This is a genomic window from Natronoarchaeum rubrum, from assembly GCF_024494695.1.
Genome location: NZ_JANHDP010000001.1, coordinates 358,142 through 374,681, shown reverse-complemented (window position 1 = coordinate 374,681; position 16,540 = coordinate 358,142). Strand labels below are relative to the sequence as shown.

Below are 16,540 nucleotides of genomic sequence, written 5' to 3'. Positions count from 1 at the left end.
ATGCCAGCGCTCTGCGACACGTACCTCGAGAACCGCCACCGCGTCCAGCCCAACCACGCGAACAACTACGAGACGGCCCACGGGGGCAACGTGATGAAGTGGATGGACGAGGACGGCGCGATGTCGGCGATGCGCTTTGCCGGCCATCCCTGCGTCACCGCGAACGTCGACGAACTCGACTTCAAGCGACCGGTGCCCGTCGGCGACACCGTCCTCGTGGAGGCGTTCGTCTACGACGCCGGGCGCACGAGCGTCCGGGTGTGGCTCAGAGCCTACCGAGAGAACCCCCGTACCGGCGAGACCGAACTGACGACCGAATCGGACTTCGTGTTCGTCGCCGTCGAGGACGGCACCCCGGTCGAGGTTCCGGAACTGTCGGTCGAGAGCGAGCGCGGGGAGGAACTCCACCAGTACGCTCTGGAGAACACCCAGAGCTGAATTACGCGTCGCGATCATCGGCGTCCGGATCCGCCCCGCCGGGAAGGCCACTTTTATGCGGGTCGATCCTCGTAGTTGAGGTATGCACGTAGTTTCCCGTCTCGCGTCCCCCGGGGGGTGGTGCCTGTGAGCGTCTCCGAGGCCGAAGCGGAGCTCTCGGAGGACGAGCGCGCCGGTCTGGAGCTGGTCCGGGAAACCGGCGGGATCCACCAGAGCGAGTTCTGGAAGGAGCTGGACATCTCGTCGCGCAAGGGGAGTCGCATCATCGAGTCGCTGGCCGAGAAGGAACTCGTCGATCGCGAGGAGACGATCTACGAGGGACACAACACCTACCACATCTCGCCGACCGCACGCGACCTCGATTTCTCCCTGCTGATGGCCGGCGACATGCTCTCGCCCTTTATCGGCGAGGAGGAGATCGACGGCCAGAGCGACGCCTTCTCGCAGTGGATGATGAACCTCGCCTACGAGGAGTAGTCGGTCCCGCTGTTACGTTTATTTACCACCTTGCTCTACCGTCAGGTATGGCGCTAGAACGACTGCGCAGGTCCGCCGCACAGCCCGACGACCGACACGACGACGAGACCGACGCGACATCCGGTGAAGACGCCGACGCGACGTCCGGCGAGGAGGCCGCCCCGGCGTCCGCGGACGACATCCCCGAACTCGACACCGGCGGCGCCCGGCTCGGGACGATCAAGAAGGCAGCCGGCGTCGCACTCGCGGCCGCGACGGTCATCGTGGCCGTCCGCCGACTCCGGGGCCCCGGCGACGAGTAGCCGCAATCGGAACTCGCCGCGAGCCGCTCCGGTCCTCGCGTCGATCGTTGTTACGGTAGTTCCTCGACACCGGCTGCCAGTTCGGACTCCGTCCGCCAGACGTGGAGCCGACCGGCCTCGTCCGCTAGCTCGAACAGCGGCGTCTGCATCCCGCTGTAGGGGTTCGCCGGATCGGCGTCTGTGTCGATCGCCGCGGCGTCGAGCCCGTCGTACTCGCGCTTGAGAAAGTGCGTCTTCTCGAAGTAGTCGGGTTCGGTGACGACCGTCCCCTGCTCGACGAGGAAGCCGCCGCCGTCGTGCTCGGCGACGCCGACGATCAGGTCGGCGTAGTCCGCCAGCAGCCGGAACTTCAGGTAGGTGTTCGTCCACTCGCGGCGCACGTCGACCATCAGGAACGCGTAGGCGTCGCGTCGGCGGTTGAGCCGGTCCTTGACCAGCTGGAGCCGGCGAACCTCCGGCGTCCCGTAGCTGCCGAGTACGAAGTACGACCGGTCGTGTCTGAAGACCGGCGTCAGCTCGGCGACGGCGCGCTTGAGGTGTTCGTACTCCTCGGGCGTCAGCGAGCGGCCCGGCAGGTGCTCCTCGGCGTCCGCGAGCACGGCATCGGGGTCGGGGGCATCGGAGTCAGCGGTAGCAGCGTCGGCAGCACCTCCGGAGGGCTCCGGGGCGGCGTCGCGCGACGGCGTCTCGTCGTCGACCATGTCCGGCGGCTCTCGCGGAGCGGTCAAATAGCTGTTCCTCCCGGCGGGACGCCGACGATGTTTCGCCGACAACCGATTTGGTTGCCACCGAAACGGTTATTGTCGAACGGGAACAACGTAGTCGTATGAGCCGCACCGACGCGCCCCCGGCGGAGATCGAGCGCGAGCGCCGGCGCCTCGACGTCGTCACGCAGGAGACCCGCTTCGCCCTGCTCCAGGATCTGCTGGGCCACCCCGAGGGGCTACCGTCGCTCAAGGAACTCGACTACGTCAACCCCTCCAAGAGCCGGTCGACGATCCACGGCCACCTCCAGACGCTGATCGAGGCCGGCATCGTCGAAGCGGTGACGCTGTCCGAGGACCGCCGGAGCCGCGACCTGCCGTACACGTTCTACGGCGTCACCGAGGCGGGCCGCGAGTTCCTCGATCGGCACGATCTGCTGCGGGCCGAGTCGACGCTCCGCGAAATCTACGATCGCGTCGAGACGACCGACGAGATCGAACGCTACGAGCGGGCGCCCCGGCCCGAGCGCTGACGCCGGCGTCCCCGTCGCGTCGAAGCCGTTTCGCGCCGTTAGCCGTCGAGGTGCTCCAGCAACAGCTCGTTCACCGCCTCGGGCGCTTCCACGTGGACCCAGTGGCTCCGCGTCGGAAACCGCTCGACGCGCACGTCGTCGCAGTACCGCGCGCTCTTCTCGACGAGTTCCGGCACGAGCGCCGGGTCCTTCTCGCCCCACGCGATCAGCGTCGGCGCCGTGACGCGCTCGCGCGGCGGCTCGTCGGGGCGGCGGGCCATCGCCCGGTACCAGTCGAGCATCGCCGTCAACGCGCCCGGCTCGGCCCAGCTCTCGCGATAGCGATCGAGATCGGCGTCGTCGAACGTGTCGATGCGCGCGGTTTCCTCCAGCGCGCGAGCGAGCCCGGCGAACTCGTCGCGCGCGAGCCACCACTCCGGAATCCGAGGGAGCTGAAACGCGAAGACGTACCAGCTCCGGAGCACCTGGCGCGGGCTCGACCGGAGCGTCTCGCGAAAGGCGGTGGGATGAGGAACGTTCAGGATGCCGAGTCGATCGACGTACTCGGGGCGCCGCAGCGCGAGGTCCCAGGCGACCATGGCGCCCCAGTCGTGGCCGACGACGTGCGCCGACGACTCGCCCTCGGAGTCGATCAGCGCCGCGATGTCGGCCGAGAGTCGACTGACCTGGTAGGCGTCGAGTCCGGCGGGCTTGTCGCTCAGGTTGTACCCGCGCTGGTCCGGCACCAGCACCCGGTAGCCGGCGTCGACCAGCGGCTCGATCTGGTGGCGCCACCCGTAGAAGCAGTCGGGGAACCCGTGCAGGAGCACGACCAGCGGGTCGTCCGCGTCACCGGCGGCGACGACGTGCAGGTCGACGCCGTTCCCCGATCGCCGGATCGATTCGGCCGACTCCATTTCGAGCGCGTCGGCGTCGATACCCATAGGCGTCCTGACGAGATGCACGACAAAGTGGTTCCGGGACCGCAGTCGCCGCCCGGGAGCCGCCACAGGTTCAAATACGACTCCGCACCACGCGGCGTATGACGTTCGCTCGACGCGAGTTCGTCGCGACGCTCGTATCGTTCGCCGGAGCCGCGCTGCCGTTCGATATCGGCAGTTCCGACCCCGAGCAGGACGCCGATGCCGCTGATCGATTGGGCGACGCCGAACTGACCGGCGTCGTCGACAGGATCGAGGGCGAACTGGCGGTCGTCCTGCTCGAACGGGCGGAGGAGACGATCGCGCAGCGACTCGTCCAACTCGATCGGCTCCCGGCGAGTGCCCGCGAGGATGGAGCCGTCCTCTCGGTGCGGCTTTCGGACGGCGAGATCGACGGGCTGCGACACGACGCCGCGGCGACGCGGCGCCGACGCGTCGCGGCCCGGGAGCGGTTGAACGACCTCGCGGAGGACGGGTCGGACGCATCGTGACGAGCGCGGCGCATCCGACCAGCGCGGCCGCCACAACGACCAAGAGGGGCCAAACCATGGGTTCAGTGAATGGATCGGCGATCGGCCACCGGCGTCGTGGTCGTCGTCGCGCTCCTGTCCGGCTGCGTGGCGGGAGTCGGCGACCCCGGCAGCGGCGCCGATACGGACGACACGGGAGAGCTGAACGTCCACACGATCGACGTCGGACAGGCCGACGCGACGCTCGTGGTCGGGCCGACCGGCGAGACAATGTTGATCGACTCGGGCCACTGGACCGACGACGGCGAGATCGTCCTTTCGTACCTGCGGGACCGGGGCATCGAGCGGCTCGACTACCTCGTGACGACCCACGCCCACGCCGACCACGTCGGCGGTCACGCCGAGGTGATCGAGTACTACGAGACCGAGGCCGAGGGGATCGGCGCGATCTACGACTCCGGGACGGTGTCCACGTCGGAAACGTACGGCGACTACCTCGACGCGGTCGAGCAGTACGACGTGACGCTGCACCGTGCACAGGAGGGCGACGAAATTCCGATGGAAGGTGTCGACGCCGACGTGCTGCATCCGACCGCCGACAGCGATCTGGAGGAACTCAACGAGAACAGTCTCGTCGTCCACCTCGAACACGACAACGCCGGGTTTCTGTTCACCGGCGATGTCGGCACCGAGGAGGAACGTCGCCTCGTCGACGAGTACGACGACGACCTCTCGTCGACCGTCTACCAGGTCGGCCACCACGGCAGCTACTCCAGTTCCTCCGACGCGCTGCTCGACGCCGCGAGCCCGTCGCTCGCGGTGATCTCGGCGCCCTACGACTCGCCGTACGACCACCCGCACGACGAACCCCTGGAACGGCTCGCCGCGCGCGACGTCACCACCTACTGGACCGCGATCCACGGCACCGTCGTCTTCACCAGCGACGGCGACGCCGTGCGGGTCGCCACGCAGAGCGAGGCGACGACGGATCCCGCCGAGTTCGAGGACGCCGAGCCGTCCAACGCCGATCCGACCGATCCGGTCGAAGAGCGGGGCACCACGGCGCCATCGCTCGGCGGGCCAGCGGCTTCCAGTCCCGCGGCTCCGGGTGGGCAGGTCGTCGGATGAGATAGAATCTTGCGGCAGAACGAGCGCGCTCAGTCGTCGGCCAGCGGCGACGCTCCCTCGATCTCCGGGCGGGTGACGTCGCGGTCGGTCTCCTCGCCCTCGATGTCGTAGGGGTACTCGCCGGTGACACAGCCCAGACAGAGATCGCCCCGCGAGGAGTCCAGCGCCTCGGCGACGGCGTCGATCGAGAGATACGAGAGGCTGTCGGCCTGAATCTCCTCGCGAATCTCTTCTGTCGAGCGGTCGGACGCGATCAGCTCCTCACGGGTCGCCATGTCGATGCCCATGTAGCAGGGCGCGATGATCTGGGGCGCGCCGATCCGGACGTGAACTTCCTCGGCGCCGACGTCTTTGAGAAGCTGGATGAGCTGCGTCGAGGTCGTGCCCCGTACGATGCTGTCGTCGATGATCGTGACGGTCTTGCCCTCGATCGTGCTCTTGATCGGGTTGAGCTTCAGGCGCACCGCGCGCTCGCGCTCGTCCTGCGTCGGCATGATGAACGTTCGGCCGACGTAGCGGTTCTTCATCAGCCCCTCGGCGAACTCCAGATCCTCGCCCTCTTCCTGTGCGGCCTCGGCGTAGCCGCTGGCGAAGGCCCGCCCCGAGTCGGGGACCGGCATCACGACGTCGGATTCGACGCCGCTTTCGGACCAGAGCTGGCGGCCCAGTTCGCGGCGCACCTCGTAGACCAGCTTCTCGTCGATGACGCTGTCGGGGCGCGCGAAGTAGACGTGTTCGAAGAAGCAGTGAGCCGTGTCGTCGCGGTCGAACAGCTGATAGGTGTCGTAGCCTGTCCCGTCCTTGTGGAGGACGACCAGCTCGCCGGGCTCGACGTCGCGGACGAGCTCGCCGTCGAGCGTGTCGATGGCGGCGCTCTCGCTAGCGAGGATGTAGCCGTCTTCGAGTTCGCCGATACAGAGTGGCCGATTTCCTTCGGGGTCGCGGACGCCCAGCACGGTGTCGTCGTGCATGATCGTCAGCGAGTACGAGCCGTGGATCCGCTCCATCGTCCGCTTCACAGCGCGCACGAGGTCCTCCTCCAGCAGGTTCCGCGCGAGGTCGTGGGCGATCACTTCGGTGTCGCCATCGGAAGTAAAGGCGTGGCCCATGTTCGCGAGCTCGTCTCGGATCTCGTCGGCGTTGACGAGGTTGCCGTTGTGGGAGAGCCCGAGCGACCCGCTCTTGAACGACACCGAGAACGGCTGCGCGCACGAGGAGTCGACGCTGCCCGCCGTCGGGTAGCGGACGTGGCCGATCCCGACCGAGCCGTTGAGCTCCTCGACGTCGGACTGGTCGAACGCGTCGCCGACCAGCCCCATCTCGACGTGGGTGTGTTGCTGGAAGCCGTCGTGCGTGATTACGCCTGCCGACTCCTGGCCGCGGTGCTGGAGCGCGTACAGGGAGTAGTAAAGCGGCCGCGCGGCGGCGCGGTCTCGCAGCGAGACGCCGACGACGCCGCACTTCTCGGTCATACCGTCCGGGTTCGCGACCCGCCCGTCTGACATGGGCGTTCGTACCCGACCATCGGGGATAAATCCTCGCAAATGTGTTTCGACCGGGGCGTCCACCGGCAAATACTATACACGATCGTGCATACGACAGCACCGTCGACCGACGCGACGGCGCGACGCTAGCGTGGCCGGTCAGGGTGGTCGGAATGAGGTGATTGGGCATCCCGCGTTCGCCAGGCGTCCGATTATCTCGGCAGTCGCGCTGCGAGGGGATGCTCCTCTTTAGCGATCGATGAAGCCGACGCTACGCGGTCGACGAACGAGAAGAAAGAACGGTCGAGATTACTCGCCGGCCTTCGACTGCCACTCGTAGCCGCGGCGCTTGGCGGACTTGCCGAAGCCACACGACGAGCACTTCTTTTTCTTCACGTGGTAGGACTTCTCGCCGCAGCGGCGGCACTTCACGTGAGTCGTCTTGTTCTTTTTGCCCTGGCTCGGGGTTCCTGCACCAGTCATGGATTGATCGAAACGACGTTATCGCCGCGTATAATGGTTGTGTCTTCGACCGACTCCTCCTCGGAGACGGTGTCGGGCGTGTCGCTCGCGGACCCCTCGACGGCGTCTTCCAGCACGAGATTCATGTGCTGATCGTAGCCGGCGAGGGTCCCCTCGAAGATTTCGCCCCCCTTGAGCTGCACCTGTACGTCGTCGCCGAGTGACGCCTCGAGCACGTCCAGCGGTCGTCCGCTCATACGCCAATTCGCACCCGACGTGCGTATAAACGTACCGGTGGAGAGTCGACGCCGGCGGGGTTCGACTGCCTCAGATCGGCCCACACCGGTGTCGAAGGCGTTCTGTGGGGCGATTCGACGGGAACGTGCTGCAGCAGTGGTCCCGGCTGTCAGCCGGTCGGGCCGGGACCGTCCAGGGCGGCGTCGACGAGCTTCGCCTCGGCTTTCTGGAGGTGATCGCTGGCCGTCTGGGGAGCACAGCCGAGTTCCTCGGCGATCTCCTCGTGGGTCGCGCCGCGCGGCTGGTCGTAGTACCCAAGCTCTTGTGCAACCTGGAGCGCCTCGTGTTGCCGGTCGGACAGCGCGGTCGCCGGGTCGTCCCGAGTGCCGCGGAAGCGCCCGATCTCGTCGATCCGGACGTCGATCGCGTCGGGCACGTTCTCGATGGCGTCCTGCAGCGGTCCGGTGTCACCCACGACTCGACCGTGCATGGCTCCGTCGCGGTAGACGACAGGCGTCCGGAGAACGAAGCCGCCCTGGTGGCCGGCTTCGTGGATCGCATCGAACAGCGGCGTCTCCAGGGGTCGCATCACGAGGAGAGCGTACGCCCGCCGGTCGTCGATCTCGGAGACCTGCACCGACTCGACGCCGGGAGTGTCGATAGCCTCCGCGGAGAACGCCGCGGCGTCGCCGTTGATGGCGAACAGCAGCGTCTCGACCCCGTCGATGGTAGTGTTCGCCTCCAGTATGCGGGCCTCCTCCACCTCGGGCGTGTTCGCGAGCAAATTGAAAAACGCCGGCGCCCGTTCGGGGTCGATCCGGGCACTCGCTCGAATGTGTTTCACGGGTTATCTCGTCGTTCGTCGCCATTAATAAAGGGCGCTTCTATACCTCACGGAACGCTCTCCGTCGAGACGCCAGTAGCATCTTCCGAGACGATGTCGAGAACATCACGGAACCAGACCGACGGCGATGCGGAGGAACCAACCGACGTCGCGGACCGGCAGACCGCCCCGGTGGACGAATCAGACGACGGAGCGAACGGAATCTCACTGTCGATCGCAGTGGACAGCCTCTCGCTGACCTACGGGGACGGGACGGAAGCGATACGCGACATCTCACTGACGGTTCCCGATGGTGAATTTTTCGGCTTCCTCGGCCCGAACGGCGCCGGCAAGACGACGACGATCAAGGTGCTGGCGACGCTGCTGGAACCGACCGGCGGCACCGTGGTCGTCAACGGCTACGACGTGGCCGAGGCACGAACGGCCGTCAGGGCGTCCGTCGGCTACATGGCCCAGGAGACCAGCGTCGACGAGGAGCTGAGTGCGCGCGAGAATCTCGAGTTCGCGTGCGCAGCCTACGGCGTCGCGCGCCGTCGGCGAGACGAGCGGATCGAGGAACTGCTCGATCTCGTGGATCTCGCTGACGTCGCGGACGTGCCGGCCGAGCGGTTCTCCGGAGGGATGAAAAAGCGCCTCGACGCCGCGACCGCGCTCGTCCACGACCCCGAGCTGGTTTTTCTGGACGAACCGACGACGGGCCTCGATCCGAAGGCGCGGAACCGACTCTGGGACTACTTCGAGCGCATCAACGACGCGGGGACGACGATATTTCTCACGACTCAGTATCTGGAGGAGGCGGACGCGCTGTGTGATCGGCTGGCGGTCATCCGCGACGGCGCCATCGTCGCGGACGGCACCCCCGACGAGTTGAAGCGCCGCATCGGCGGCGAACGCGCCGAGATCGAGGTCGACGGGGGACGACGAGCCGTCGAGTCGGCAACGACGGTCGCTCGCGACAGCGGCGTCCTCGGACCGGCGGCGTCAGTCGAGGCGACGGACGCCGGCGTCGGCGTCTCCGCCCCCGACGCCGGCAAACTGGGACCGGACCTGCTCGTCGCGCTCCGCGAGGCTGGCATCACCGTGACCGGGTTCGACATCGAGGAGCCGACGCTCGACGACGTCTTTCTGGCGATCGCCGACGGGAGAACCGACGACCTCGACGCGGCCAGCGAGGAGGAGGCGGCATGAGCGCGACGGACATCGACGCCGAGGCGCCGACGGGGAACACGTTCGCCGGCGACGTCTTCGTCAACTTCAGACGGTGGAACCGCAAGGTGGTACGGAGCCCGACCGCGTTCGTCGTCGAAATCGTCGTCGGGGCGCTATCGCTGCTCCTGTTCGCGACGGTGTTCGGTGACGTCGGCGAGATCGCGCTGGAACGTGCGGGCTTTACCGGCGTCGACTACGTCACGTACCTGCTCCCGGCGGTGTTGCTACAGGCGACGATCGGGTCGTCGTTCAACTCGGGGATGGGGCTGGTCGGCGACCTCGAGAGCGGCATGTTCGAGAAGACCGTGGCGTCCCCGATGAGCTGGACGGCGGTACTCGCCGGCAAGTCCGCCTCGGAGCTGCTTCGTATCGTCGTGCAGGTGCTCGTCGTCCTCGGGTTCGGCGTCGCGGCGGGCGCGACCGTCCGGACGGGACTGGCGGGCGTCGTCGGCGTCGTCGGAATCTGCCTGCTCGTCGCCGGCCTGTTCGTGTCGATCGCGAACGCGATCGGGGTCGTGACCGGCGACGAGGAGGTGGTCAACGCCGCGACGATGCTGTTCATGTTTCCGCTGCTGTTTCTCTCGCCAGCGTTCATCCCGATGACCGACGGCGTCGAGACGCTGGCGACGTTCAATCCGGTGACCTACGGCGTCGACGCGATCCGGGCGCTGGTGCTGGGCGAGGACGTGATGACCGTTCTGGAGGTGACGCGCTTCGGCGGCATCTACGACACGCTCGTTCCGGCCGTGGGCGTGCTGGTCGCGCTGAACCTCATTTCTGGCACGATCGCCGTCTCGCTGCTGGCGCGGGCCAGTAGCGCGAGCGCGACCTGAGTCAGGACAGGTCGACGCCGAACTCCTCGTACTCGCCGGCCAGCTCGGCGAAGCCGGCGAGCAGTGCGGCGGCGGCGTCCAGATCGGACGCGTCGATCACCTCGACCGGCGTGTGCATGTAGCGGTTCGGCAGTCCGAGGTTGAGCGAGGGGATCCCGCCCTGCTGGACGTAGAACGCGTCGGCGTCGGTGCCGGTCCGGATGCCCGCCGCTTCGAGCTGGACGTCCACGTCCTCGCTTTCGGCGGCTTCGCGAACGGCGTCGACGACGACCGGGTGGTTCGCGCTCCCGCGCGTGACGACCGGCCCCTCGCCCAGCGACACGTCGCCCGTCCGGTCGTTCGGCGCGCCGGGATGGTCGGCTGCGTGGGTCACGTCGACAGCCACCACGGCGTCCGGCGCGAGGTCGAACCCGACCATGCGCGCGCCCTGAAGGCCGACTTCCTCCTGAACGGTGCTGACCGCACAGACCGTCGCGTCGACGTCCCGCTCGGCCGCTCGGCGGAGCGCCTCGGCGGCGGTCCAGACGCCGACGCGGTTGTCGACGCCGCGCGCGGCGAGCCGGTCGCCTTCGAGATCCTCGATCGTCGTCGAGACGGTGATCGGGTCGCCGACCTCGACGAGGTCGCGGGCCGACTCGCCGTCCTCGACGCCGATGTCGACGTGTTGCTCGCGCACGTCGTCGTACCCGTCGTCGCCTTCCTCGCGGAGGTGGATTGCGGTCTGGCCGACGACGCCGCTAACCGGGCCGTCGGCGCCGTGGATCGTGACGTGCTGGCCCTTCGAGACCGACTTGTCCGAGCCGCCGATCCGTCCGAGGTGGACGAACCCGTCGTCGTCGATCCGCCGGACTATAAATCCGATCTCGTCGGCGTGCCCGGCGATCGCCACCGTCGGGTCGCCGCCCTCCAGCACCGCGACCGCGTTGCCGTACTCGTCGGTCCGAACGTCGTCGGCGAACTCGGAGACGTAGTCGACCCAGACGCGCTGGGCGGCGGTCTCGTAGCCGGAGGGGCTCGCGGTCGTCAGCAGGTCGTCGAGAAACTCGCGCTGTCGGTCGTCCATACCGCCACTTGCGGGGCCAGCGTTTCAAATGCTCGGTCGGAGAGGCCTGCGCCTGCAGGGGGTGACCCCCACGCCTAAGTCCGTCCTCGACGAACGTCCGGACATGGCAAAGATCACGCTGTTCGAGTTCAATCCCGAAGGGAACATCCAGATCGGTCCGAGCGGCGAGGGCGAAGAGGGCCTGCTCAGCATCGCGACGGGCGAGGACGCCGAGCTGGACGAAGATATCGAAGAGGACGATGAGAGCGGCGGCGGCCTCGCCAAGGTGATCGTCCCGCTCGTGGCGCTGATCGCCATCGCGGCGGCGGTGCGGTACGTCTCCGGCGGCGAGGACGAAGAAGAACTCGGCGAGGAGTCCGGCGGCCGCCTCGACCAGTTCAAGACGACGACCGAGTGATCGGCGGCGTCGAGCCGGAAGCGGCGTCGAGACGAGGCGACGCCGGCGGCGCACGGCGGTCGGGAGAAAGGTTTTGGCCGCAGAGGCCTTCGTTCGAGTAATGAGTCTCTATCGAAGCGTTCGCGCGGTCACGGGGGCGTCCGGAACGGGGGCGATCGACTGGGACGCCGTCGCCGAGGCCGCCAAGGCAAGCACCGACCCCGGCTCGCTCGAACTGAGCGAGGCCGAGCGCTCGGGGTACGCGGCGGACGTCCGCGAGGCCCGCGACGCCGTGGGCGCGGTCGGCAGCGTCGAGTTCGACGTGCCCCGCACCGTCGAGGTCCAGAACCGCCACCACTGGATCGACGCCAACGTGGAGACGTTCTCGCGAGTCATGGCGCCCCTGGAGGAGCACACGGAGGTGGCGCTGCCGGGCGTCTCGCGCGTACTCAACACCGGCACGATGAGCTTCATGCTCGCCTTCCTCGGGCGAAACGTGCTGGGTCAGTACGACCCGCTGTTGCTCGCGGAGGGCGACGCCGATCACGCGCTGTACTTCGTCCACCCGAACATCCACAAGGTAGCCGAGACGCTCGACGTCGAGTACGATCGGTTCCGCCGCTGGATCGCGTTCCACGAGGTAACCCACGCCGCCGAGTTCGGCGCGGCGCCGTGGCTCTCCGATCACCTCGAAGAACGCATGGAAGAGGGCATCGAGGCGCTGTCCGCCGGCAGCCTCGACCGGGAGGCGTTCCGCGAGCTCGACGCCGCGATGACGGTCGTCGAGGGGTACGCCGAGTTGCTGATGGACCACGCCTTCGACGACGAGTACGCCGACCTCCGCGCGAAGCTCGACGCCCGCCGACGCGGCCGCGGCCCGATCGCGCAGTTCGTTCGGCGCGCGCTCGGCCTCGGGATGAAGCGCCGCCAGTACGAGCGCGGAAAGGCGTTCTTCGAGCGCGTGGTGGAACTGCGCGGTATCGAAGCGGCAAACGCCGTCTGGACGTCGCCCGAGTATCTCCCGTCGGACGCGGAACTCGACAACCCCGACGCCTGGGTGCAGCGAGTCGACCCCTGATCGGCCGTCCGGTCGCAGCGAGCCGCGCTGACCGTAGCGTGGCGTCGCCGTTACAGACGGAACGACCACTTGAAGTACGCCACGAACGCGAGTCCGACGAGGACGCCGCCCAGCCCCGAGAGTGCGACGACGAGGAGCGACGCTTTCGCCTGGAGCGCGACCGTCACACCCGAGACTGCGAGCAGCGCGACGAGCGCACTCGCGAGGTAGCGGTTCCCGCCGCCGTCGGTCGCCTCCTCGCGCGTCGGTCCAACCACGGTCAGAGCCTCCGCGGCGCGCTGACGTGCATCGCGACGAACGACCAGTCCCCGTTCTCGCGTTCGAGCGTGGCGCTCCACCGCGTGTCGAACGTCCAGCGCTGTCCGGTCTCCGTGTCGGTCCACGCCAGGTCGACCTCGTCGCCGAACCACGCGAACCCCTCGCGCTCGGTGACGTCGAGAGCGGTCGACTCGACGTGCCAGTCGTCGGTCGTCCGCGTCTGCTCCCGGAGCGCGGCCGCGATCTCGTCGGCGCCGAACAGCGACTCCTCGACGCCGAACTTGACGGTCGCGCTCTCCGAAAAGTACGGGACGAGCGGGTCGCCCCGCCGAAGCGCCTCGTAGTACTCGCGGACGGTCTCCTCGGCGGTCATACGAGAGACAACGCCGAGGGGTGGCTTGAAACCGCCGAATCGCCCTCGCCGACCGCGTCGGGACGCCGCGGCGTCAGTCCTCGACGGCTCGCGCCAGGAGCGACGCGATCGCCCAGATGACGAGAGACACCACGAGGAGCGACGCGATCAGCATGGGGATCTCCGGCCCGCCGGGGAGTGCCAGCACGAGCAAAAGCAACTGAAGCGCGATGATCGCGTCGAGTCGCCGACGGATGCCAGCGTCGTCCATACCGACGCATTTCGTCGGGGATAATTCATCGTTTCGCAACGAGAATAGTACCCGGGGTTGTCGGCGTTCCCGCGGACGGTGCTTATTTGGCAACTCGGCGGGAGTTGGTGATATGTGCGCCGCTGACGTCGGATCGAACGACGGCGGATTGCTCGAGTCCCGAGCGAGCAATGCCGCGCTCGGACTCGGGTATCTACTGGTCGGGATCGGGTTGGCGTACAGCCTCGCGGTGAACTCGATCGGGCTGTTCGCCGCCGTTCTCGTGGGTGTTATCGGGCTGGTCGTGCTTTCACTGGCGATCCTCGTCCGTCGGGAAGGGCTGATAACGGCCGAGAACAAGCTCATCGGCGCCTTCGTGCTACTGGCGATGGCGCTGCTGTTCGGACTCCACGAACTGACCGCACTCCCGTCGGAGATTATCTTCGGCGTCGTCTTCGCGGTCGGCGTCGTCGTCCCGCACCTGCTGCTGGACTACACCGACTACGGGACACCGAAGTGAGTCCGGTCGGGCGCGGAGCTACGCCCGCGGTGTAAACGGTCGAAAAATCGCGACGCCGAACCGCGTTTACAGCTCCAGCCCGCGGATCGCGACGCCGTCACCTTCCTGCACTTCACCGATGACCCGCCCGTCCGTGGCGTCCGCCAGCGCGTCGGCGTCTTCGGCGTCGAGCGCGGCGACGAACCCGGTGCCCATGTTGAACGTGCGGTGCATCTCCTCGTCGGTGACGTTGCCCTCCCGCTGGACGAACCCGAAGACGTCCTGAGCGGGCAGCGGATCGGTGATCTCGTAGCGGTGCTCGCCCAGCCGTTCGAGGTTGGTCCAGCCGCCGCCGGTGACGTGGGCCGCGGCGCGGACGCCGTGCTCGCGCATCGGGCCGAGCAGGTCGGTGTAGAGTCGCGTCGGCTCCAGCAGTTCCTCGCCGATCGTCCGATCGGGGTTCGGCGGGAACGGGTCGTCGTACTCGTGCTCGCGGGTGACGGCCTCGCGGGCAAGCGTCAGCCCGTTCGAGTGGATGCCGCTGGAGGGGAAGCCGACGAGCGCGTCGCCCGGCTCTGCGTCGCCGTCGAACGTAGCGTCCTTGGGCGCCAGTCCGGCGCAGGTGCCCGCCAGATCCAGCCCGTCGATCACGTCGGGCATCACGGCCGTCTCGCCGCCCAGCAGCGCGAGGCCGGCCTCCTCGGCGCCCGCCGCGAGGCCGTCGCCGACCTGCTCGGCGAACTCCTCGCTGGGCTCGTCGACGGCGAGATAGTCGACAAAGGCGACCGGCTCGACGCCCGCGGCGACGAGGTCGTTCGCGTTCATCGCCATGCAGTCGATGCCGACCGTCGAGTAGTCGCCCAGCGCCTCGGCGACCAGCAGCTTCGTCCCGACGCCGTCGGTCGCCAGTCCCAAGAATCGGTCGCCGATGTCTAACAGGCCGGCGTACTCCGTGTCGACGACGTTGCCCACGGCGTCTAGCAGCGCCGCCGTCGCCGCCTCGCTCTCCTCGATGTCGACGCCCGCCTCCGAGTAGGTGAGGCGGTCCTCGTCGTCACTCATACCGAGAGAGCGCACCGCTGCCGGCAAAAGCCCACCGGTATGACCGGACCGATCGGCGGCGTCCGGCGGCGCGTCGACCCGCAGATGCGTTGCCGAACACGTTCGGGGGAAGCCCGAGGGCGGCATCGAACCAACCGTCGAGTGCATGACGACGATCGACGCCCGAGAGATTCCGCCGGTACAGCGCCACGACAAGATCCACGAGGCCTTCCACGACCTGGAGAGCGGCGAGACGCTCACGATCGTCAACGACCACGAGCCCAAGCCGCTGTTCTACGAGATGCAGGCCGAGATCGACGCGTTCGACGCCGAGAACTACGAGGTCGAGCAGCGCGCGCCCGAGGAGTTCGTTGCGACGTTCCCCAAAAAATAATGGTCTCGCTCCAGTCGCTCGACGATCTCGACGGCGAACCGCACGCCGAGCTGTTCCCCGGCGAGGAGCCCCAGACGATCCGACTCTCGCTGGACGCCGGCGAGGAGATCGCACCCCACCAGCACCCCGACCGGCAGATCGTCTTTCACCTGCTGTCGGGCGCCGTCGACGTGACGCTGGGCGAGGAAACGCACGAGCTCGCGCCGGGCGACGTCGCGCGGTTCGACGGCGATCAGTACGTCTCGCCGAAAGCCGTGGACGACAGCGAGGCGCTGCTGGTGCTGGCCCCCCGCGAGTAGCACCGTCAAAAATACGAGAAATCGGTCGGTTTCGTTTCGGCGATCGACGCCGTTAGTCGTCGTCCGATGTCGTGGCGCGGGCCGTTTCGCCGTCGCCCAGCACGCCGTCGACGTACTCGGCGACGTGGTCCTTGCTCGCCAGCCCGACGCTGATCCCGATCGCCAGCGCGAACGCGAGCGCGATGCCCAGCGTCGCGGCCCTGACGACGACGAGGACGATCCCCGTGTGGAGTCCGAGCAGGTCGAGCACGATCACGCCGGCCACGAGGTACAGCGCGGCCTGCACGAGGCCACCCACGGCGGGTTCGGCGGCCGTGCCCTCGACGGGCTCCCACCGGGCGGCGCGGTCCCCGACCGCGGAGGCGACGATCGACGCCAGCGCGAGCAGGCCGAGGCCGACCACGACGAACGTGGCGTAAAACAGGAGGTCCGAGGCCAGTCGACTGATCAGCCCGATGCGAAGAATCGTGACCGCGATCGCGCCGCCGACGACGTAGCCGTAGAGTTCGAGGACCGCCTCGGTCCCCTCGCGCAAGTCGCCCGGCCCGTCCCCGCCGGTGGCCCCCAGCGGCGTCCGTTCTAGCTGCCCGAAGATTCCCAGGCGGGCGATCGCGTCGGTCGCCTTCTCGGCCAGTTTCGGGCTGACGTACGCCACCAGCCCGAGAATGATCGCCGCCCCGATCAGCTGGGGCAGGAGGTCGATACCGGTCAGGATCGTCTGTCGCAACGTCGTCTCGAGGTTGTCGATGATTACACTCATGATAGTTCTCCTCTTCGGAGTTCGTCTCGAAATCAAACCAACGGTAAATAGTATTTGCTATATATTCTGAAGCATCGGTGACGAAAGATTCGAGAAATCGAGGTCGATCGGCGTCGCACCCGGCGAGAC

General features: G+C 67.8%; 25 protein-coding genes. 13 read left to right on the top strand and 12 right to left on the bottom strand.

Going from position 1 to position 16,540, the window contains the following annotated elements; translation table 11 throughout:
* The 3 genes from NO931_RS02040 (at position 1) to NO931_RS02030 (ending at position 1,217) form a co-directional block, all read left to right on the top strand.
* Positions 1-438, top strand: a complete 438-nt coding sequence (locus NO931_RS02040; protein WP_256390956.1) for an acyl-CoA thioesterase — start codon at positions 1-3, stop codon at positions 436-438.
* Between the two features lie 126 nt (positions 439-564).
* On the top strand, positions 565-915 hold the full coding sequence (locus tag NO931_RS02035) for a helix-turn-helix transcriptional regulator (protein ID WP_256390955.1): 351 nt from the start codon (positions 565-567) through the stop codon (positions 913-915).
* Between the two features lie 47 nt (positions 916-962).
* The gene (locus NO931_RS02030) at positions 963-1,217 is read left to right on the top strand and encodes a hypothetical protein (protein ID WP_256390954.1); all 255 of its coding nucleotides are present in this window, start codon (positions 963-965) and stop codon (positions 1,215-1,217) included.
* 50 nt (positions 1,218-1,267) lie between these two features.
* On the opposite strand, the gene NO931_RS02025 is transcribed toward NO931_RS02030, so the two are convergent.
* Positions 1,268-1,918, bottom strand: coding sequence for a DUF8170 family protein (locus tag NO931_RS02025; protein ID WP_256390953.1), 651 nt, complete (start codon positions 1,916-1,918; stop codon positions 1,268-1,270).
* A gap of 125 nt (positions 1,919-2,043) precedes the next feature.
* Here NO931_RS02025 and NO931_RS02020 point away from each other — a divergent pair, with 125 nt between their 5' ends.
* Positions 2,044-2,454 carry a helix-turn-helix domain-containing protein gene (locus NO931_RS02020; protein ID WP_256390952.1) on the top strand — a complete coding sequence of 137 codons (411 nt, stop codon included), beginning with the start codon at positions 2,044-2,046 and terminating at the stop codon, positions 2,452-2,454.
* 38 nt (positions 2,455-2,492) lie between these two features.
* Here the strand turns inward: NO931_RS02020 and NO931_RS02015 are convergent, their stop codons facing one another.
* On the bottom strand, positions 2,493-3,377 hold the full coding sequence (locus NO931_RS02015; RefSeq protein WP_256390951.1) for an alpha/beta fold hydrolase: 885 nt from the start codon (positions 3,375-3,377) through the stop codon (positions 2,493-2,495).
* Between the two features lie 98 nt (positions 3,378-3,475).
* Here NO931_RS02015 and NO931_RS02010 point away from each other — a divergent pair, with 98 nt between their 5' ends.
* Entirely contained in the window at positions 3,476-3,865 is a 390-nt protein-coding gene (locus NO931_RS02010) for a DUF3006 domain-containing protein (protein ID WP_256390950.1), read from the top strand.
* A 69-nt stretch (positions 3,866-3,934) separates the two neighbouring features.
* Positions 3,935-4,972, top strand: a complete 1,038-nt coding sequence (locus tag NO931_RS02005; RefSeq protein ID WP_256390949.1) for a ComEC/Rec2 family competence protein — start codon at positions 3,935-3,937, stop codon at positions 4,970-4,972.
* Between the two features lie 29 nt (positions 4,973-5,001).
* On the opposite strand, the gene purF is transcribed toward NO931_RS02005, so the two are convergent.
* The 4 genes from purF to NO931_RS01985 form a co-directional block, all read right to left on the bottom strand.
* Entirely contained in the window at positions 5,002-6,444 is a 1,443-nt protein-coding gene (gene purF, locus NO931_RS02000; protein WP_256391380.1) for an amidophosphoribosyltransferase, read from the bottom strand.
* A gap of 321 nt (positions 6,445-6,765) precedes the next feature.
* The gene (locus NO931_RS01995) at positions 6,766-6,939 is read right to left on the bottom strand and encodes a 50S ribosomal protein L37e (RefSeq protein ID WP_256390948.1); all 174 of its coding nucleotides are present in this window, start codon (positions 6,937-6,939) and stop codon (positions 6,766-6,768) included.
* Entirely contained in the window at positions 6,936-7,175 is a 240-nt protein-coding gene (locus tag NO931_RS01990) for an LSM domain-containing protein (RefSeq protein WP_256390947.1), read from the bottom strand. The genes NO931_RS01995 and NO931_RS01990 overlap by 4 nt, the downstream gene beginning before the upstream one ends.
* A 149-nt stretch (positions 7,176-7,324) precedes the next feature.
* Positions 7,325-7,999, bottom strand: a complete 675-nt coding sequence (locus tag NO931_RS01985) for a helix-turn-helix domain-containing protein (protein WP_256390946.1) — start codon at positions 7,997-7,999, stop codon at positions 7,325-7,327.
* A gap of 93 nt (positions 8,000-8,092) precedes the next feature.
* Here NO931_RS01985 and NO931_RS01980 point away from each other — a divergent pair, with 93 nt between their 5' ends.
* Positions 8,093-9,187 carry an ABC transporter ATP-binding protein gene (locus NO931_RS01980; protein ID WP_256390945.1) on the top strand — a complete coding sequence of 365 codons (1,095 nt, stop codon included), beginning with the start codon at positions 8,093-8,095 and terminating at the stop codon, positions 9,185-9,187.
* Complete coding sequence (locus NO931_RS01975; protein WP_256390944.1) at positions 9,184-10,041, top strand: ABC transporter permease; 858 nt, start codon at positions 9,184-9,186, stop codon at positions 10,039-10,041. The genes NO931_RS01980 and NO931_RS01975 overlap by 4 nt, the downstream gene beginning before the upstream one ends.
* Before the next feature lies 1 nt (position 10,042).
* Here the strand turns inward: NO931_RS01975 and NO931_RS01970 are convergent, their stop codons facing one another.
* Positions 10,043-11,104, bottom strand: a complete 1,062-nt coding sequence (locus NO931_RS01970; protein WP_256390943.1) for a M20/M25/M40 family metallo-hydrolase — start codon at positions 11,102-11,104, stop codon at positions 10,043-10,045.
* A 103-nt stretch (positions 11,105-11,207) separates the two neighbouring features.
* Between NO931_RS01970 and NO931_RS01965 the strand changes: the two genes are divergently transcribed.
* Positions 11,208-11,501 carry a hypothetical protein gene (locus NO931_RS01965; RefSeq protein WP_256390942.1) on the top strand — a complete coding sequence of 98 codons (294 nt, stop codon included), beginning with the start codon at positions 11,208-11,210 and terminating at the stop codon, positions 11,499-11,501.
* Between the two features lie 100 nt (positions 11,502-11,601).
* Entirely contained in the window at positions 11,602-12,558 is a 957-nt protein-coding gene (locus NO931_RS01960) for an Rv3626c family coenzyme F420 biosynthesis-associated protein (RefSeq protein ID WP_256390941.1), read from the top strand.
* 50 nt (positions 12,559-12,608) lie between these two features.
* On the opposite strand, the gene NO931_RS01955 is transcribed toward NO931_RS01960, so the two are convergent.
* The 3 genes from NO931_RS01955 to NO931_RS01945 all read right to left on the bottom strand — a co-directional run bounded on the left by NO931_RS01955 (position 12,609) and on the right by NO931_RS01945 (position 13,439).
* Positions 12,609-12,815: a DUF8527 family protein gene (locus NO931_RS01955; RefSeq protein WP_256390940.1), complete on the bottom strand. Its 207-nt coding sequence runs from the start codon at positions 12,813-12,815 to the stop codon at positions 12,609-12,611.
* 2 nt (positions 12,816-12,817) lie between these two features.
* Entirely contained in the window at positions 12,818-13,189 is a 372-nt protein-coding gene (locus tag NO931_RS01950; protein WP_256390939.1) for a nuclear transport factor 2 family protein, read from the bottom strand.
* A 73-nt stretch (positions 13,190-13,262) separates the two neighbouring features.
* Positions 13,263-13,439 carry a hypothetical protein gene (locus NO931_RS01945; RefSeq protein ID WP_256390938.1) on the bottom strand — a complete coding sequence of 59 codons (177 nt, stop codon included), beginning with the start codon at positions 13,437-13,439 and terminating at the stop codon, positions 13,263-13,265.
* 112 nt (positions 13,440-13,551) lie between these two features.
* Here NO931_RS01945 and NO931_RS01940 point away from each other — a divergent pair, with 112 nt between their 5' ends.
* On the top strand, positions 13,552-13,938 hold the full coding sequence (locus NO931_RS01940) for a DUF7987 family protein (protein ID WP_256390937.1): 387 nt from the start codon (positions 13,552-13,554) through the stop codon (positions 13,936-13,938).
* A 66-nt stretch (positions 13,939-14,004) separates the two neighbouring features.
* Here NO931_RS01940 and purM read toward each other — a convergent pair whose 3' ends face one another.
* A complete protein-coding gene (gene purM / locus NO931_RS01935) occupies positions 14,005-14,979 on the bottom strand; it encodes a phosphoribosylformylglycinamidine cyclo-ligase (protein WP_256390936.1) in 975 nt (324 codons plus the stop codon).
* Between the two features lie 145 nt (positions 14,980-15,124).
* Here purM and NO931_RS01930 point away from each other — a divergent pair, with 145 nt between their 5' ends.
* Together NO931_RS01930 and NO931_RS01925 are read left to right on the top strand one after the other, a co-directional pair.
* Positions 15,125-15,352, top strand: a complete 228-nt coding sequence (locus NO931_RS01930) for a DUF2249 domain-containing protein (RefSeq protein WP_256390935.1) — start codon at positions 15,125-15,127, stop codon at positions 15,350-15,352.
* Entirely contained in the window at positions 15,352-15,651 is a 300-nt protein-coding gene (locus NO931_RS01925; RefSeq protein ID WP_256390934.1) for a cupin domain-containing protein, read from the top strand. Before NO931_RS01930 ends, NO931_RS01925 begins: the two co-directional genes overlap by 1 nt.
* Before the next feature lie 52 nt (positions 15,652-15,703).
* Here the strand turns inward: NO931_RS01925 and NO931_RS01920 are convergent, their stop codons facing one another.
* Complete coding sequence (locus tag NO931_RS01920; protein WP_256390933.1) at positions 15,704-16,411, bottom strand: hypothetical protein; 708 nt, start codon at positions 16,409-16,411, stop codon at positions 15,704-15,706.
* Positions 16,412-16,540: the final 129 nt, after the last annotated feature.

What these genes read in the sequence shown, in the direction of transcription:
- purM (WP_256390936.1), bottom strand. Translation starts at nt 14,979, where the DNA reads ATGAGTGACGACGAGGACCGCCTCACCTACTCGGAGGCGGGCGTCGAC.
- NO931_RS02010 (WP_256390950.1), top strand. Translation starts at nt 3,476, where the DNA reads ATGACGTTCGCTCGACGCGAGTTCGTCGCGACGCTCGTATCGTTCGCC.
- NO931_RS02005 (WP_256390949.1), top strand. Translation starts at nt 3,935, where the DNA reads ATGGATCGGCGATCGGCCACCGGCGTCGTGGTCGTCGTCGCGCTCCTG.
- purF (WP_256391380.1), bottom strand. Translation starts at nt 6,444, where the DNA reads ATGACCGAGAAGTGCGGCGTCGTCGGCGTCTCGCTGCGAGACCGCGCC.
- NO931_RS02030 (WP_256390954.1), top strand. Translation starts at nt 963, where the DNA reads ATGGCGCTAGAACGACTGCGCAGGTCCGCCGCACAGCCCGACGACCGA.
- NO931_RS01920 (WP_256390933.1), bottom strand. Translation starts at nt 16,411, where the DNA reads ATGAGTGTAATCATCGACAACCTCGAGACGACGTTGCGACAGACGATC.
- NO931_RS02025 (WP_256390953.1), bottom strand. Translation starts at nt 1,918, where the DNA reads ATGGTCGACGACGAGACGCCGTCGCGCGACGCCGCCCCGGAGCCCTCC.
- NO931_RS01940 (WP_256390937.1), top strand. Translation starts at nt 13,552, where the DNA reads ATGTGCGCCGCTGACGTCGGATCGAACGACGGCGGATTGCTCGAGTCC.
- NO931_RS01970 (WP_256390943.1), bottom strand. Translation starts at nt 11,104, where the DNA reads ATGGACGACCGACAGCGCGAGTTTCTCGACGACCTGCTGACGACCGCG.
- NO931_RS01980 (WP_256390945.1), top strand. Translation starts at nt 8,093, where the DNA reads ATGTCGAGAACATCACGGAACCAGACCGACGGCGATGCGGAGGAACCA.
- NO931_RS01965 (WP_256390942.1), top strand. Translation starts at nt 11,208, where the DNA reads ATGGCAAAGATCACGCTGTTCGAGTTCAATCCCGAAGGGAACATCCAG.
- NO931_RS02040 (WP_256390956.1), top strand. Translation starts at nt 1, where the DNA reads ATGCCAGCGCTCTGCGACACGTACCTCGAGAACCGCCACCGCGTCCAG.
- NO931_RS01990 (WP_256390947.1), bottom strand. Translation starts at nt 7,175, where the DNA reads ATGAGCGGACGACCGCTGGACGTGCTCGAGGCGTCACTCGGCGACGAC.
- NO931_RS01945 (WP_256390938.1), bottom strand. Translation starts at nt 13,439, where the DNA reads ATGGACGACGCTGGCATCCGTCGGCGACTCGACGCGATCATCGCGCTT.
- NO931_RS01950 (WP_256390939.1), bottom strand. Translation starts at nt 13,189, where the DNA reads ATGACCGCCGAGGAGACCGTCCGCGAGTACTACGAGGCGCTTCGGCGG.
- NO931_RS02015 (WP_256390951.1), bottom strand. Translation starts at nt 3,377, where the DNA reads ATGGGTATCGACGCCGACGCGCTCGAAATGGAGTCGGCCGAATCGATC.
- NO931_RS02020 (WP_256390952.1), top strand. Translation starts at nt 2,044, where the DNA reads ATGAGCCGCACCGACGCGCCCCCGGCGGAGATCGAGCGCGAGCGCCGG.
- NO931_RS01925 (WP_256390934.1), top strand. Translation starts at nt 15,352, where the DNA reads ATGGTCTCGCTCCAGTCGCTCGACGATCTCGACGGCGAACCGCACGCC.
- NO931_RS01975 (WP_256390944.1), top strand. Translation starts at nt 9,184, where the DNA reads ATGAGCGCGACGGACATCGACGCCGAGGCGCCGACGGGGAACACGTTC.
- NO931_RS01995 (WP_256390948.1), bottom strand. Translation starts at nt 6,939, where the DNA reads ATGACTGGTGCAGGAACCCCGAGCCAGGGCAAAAAGAACAAGACGACT.
- NO931_RS01960 (WP_256390941.1), top strand. Translation starts at nt 11,602, where the DNA reads ATGAGTCTCTATCGAAGCGTTCGCGCGGTCACGGGGGCGTCCGGAACG.
- NO931_RS01930 (WP_256390935.1), top strand. Translation starts at nt 15,125, where the DNA reads ATGACGACGATCGACGCCCGAGAGATTCCGCCGGTACAGCGCCACGAC.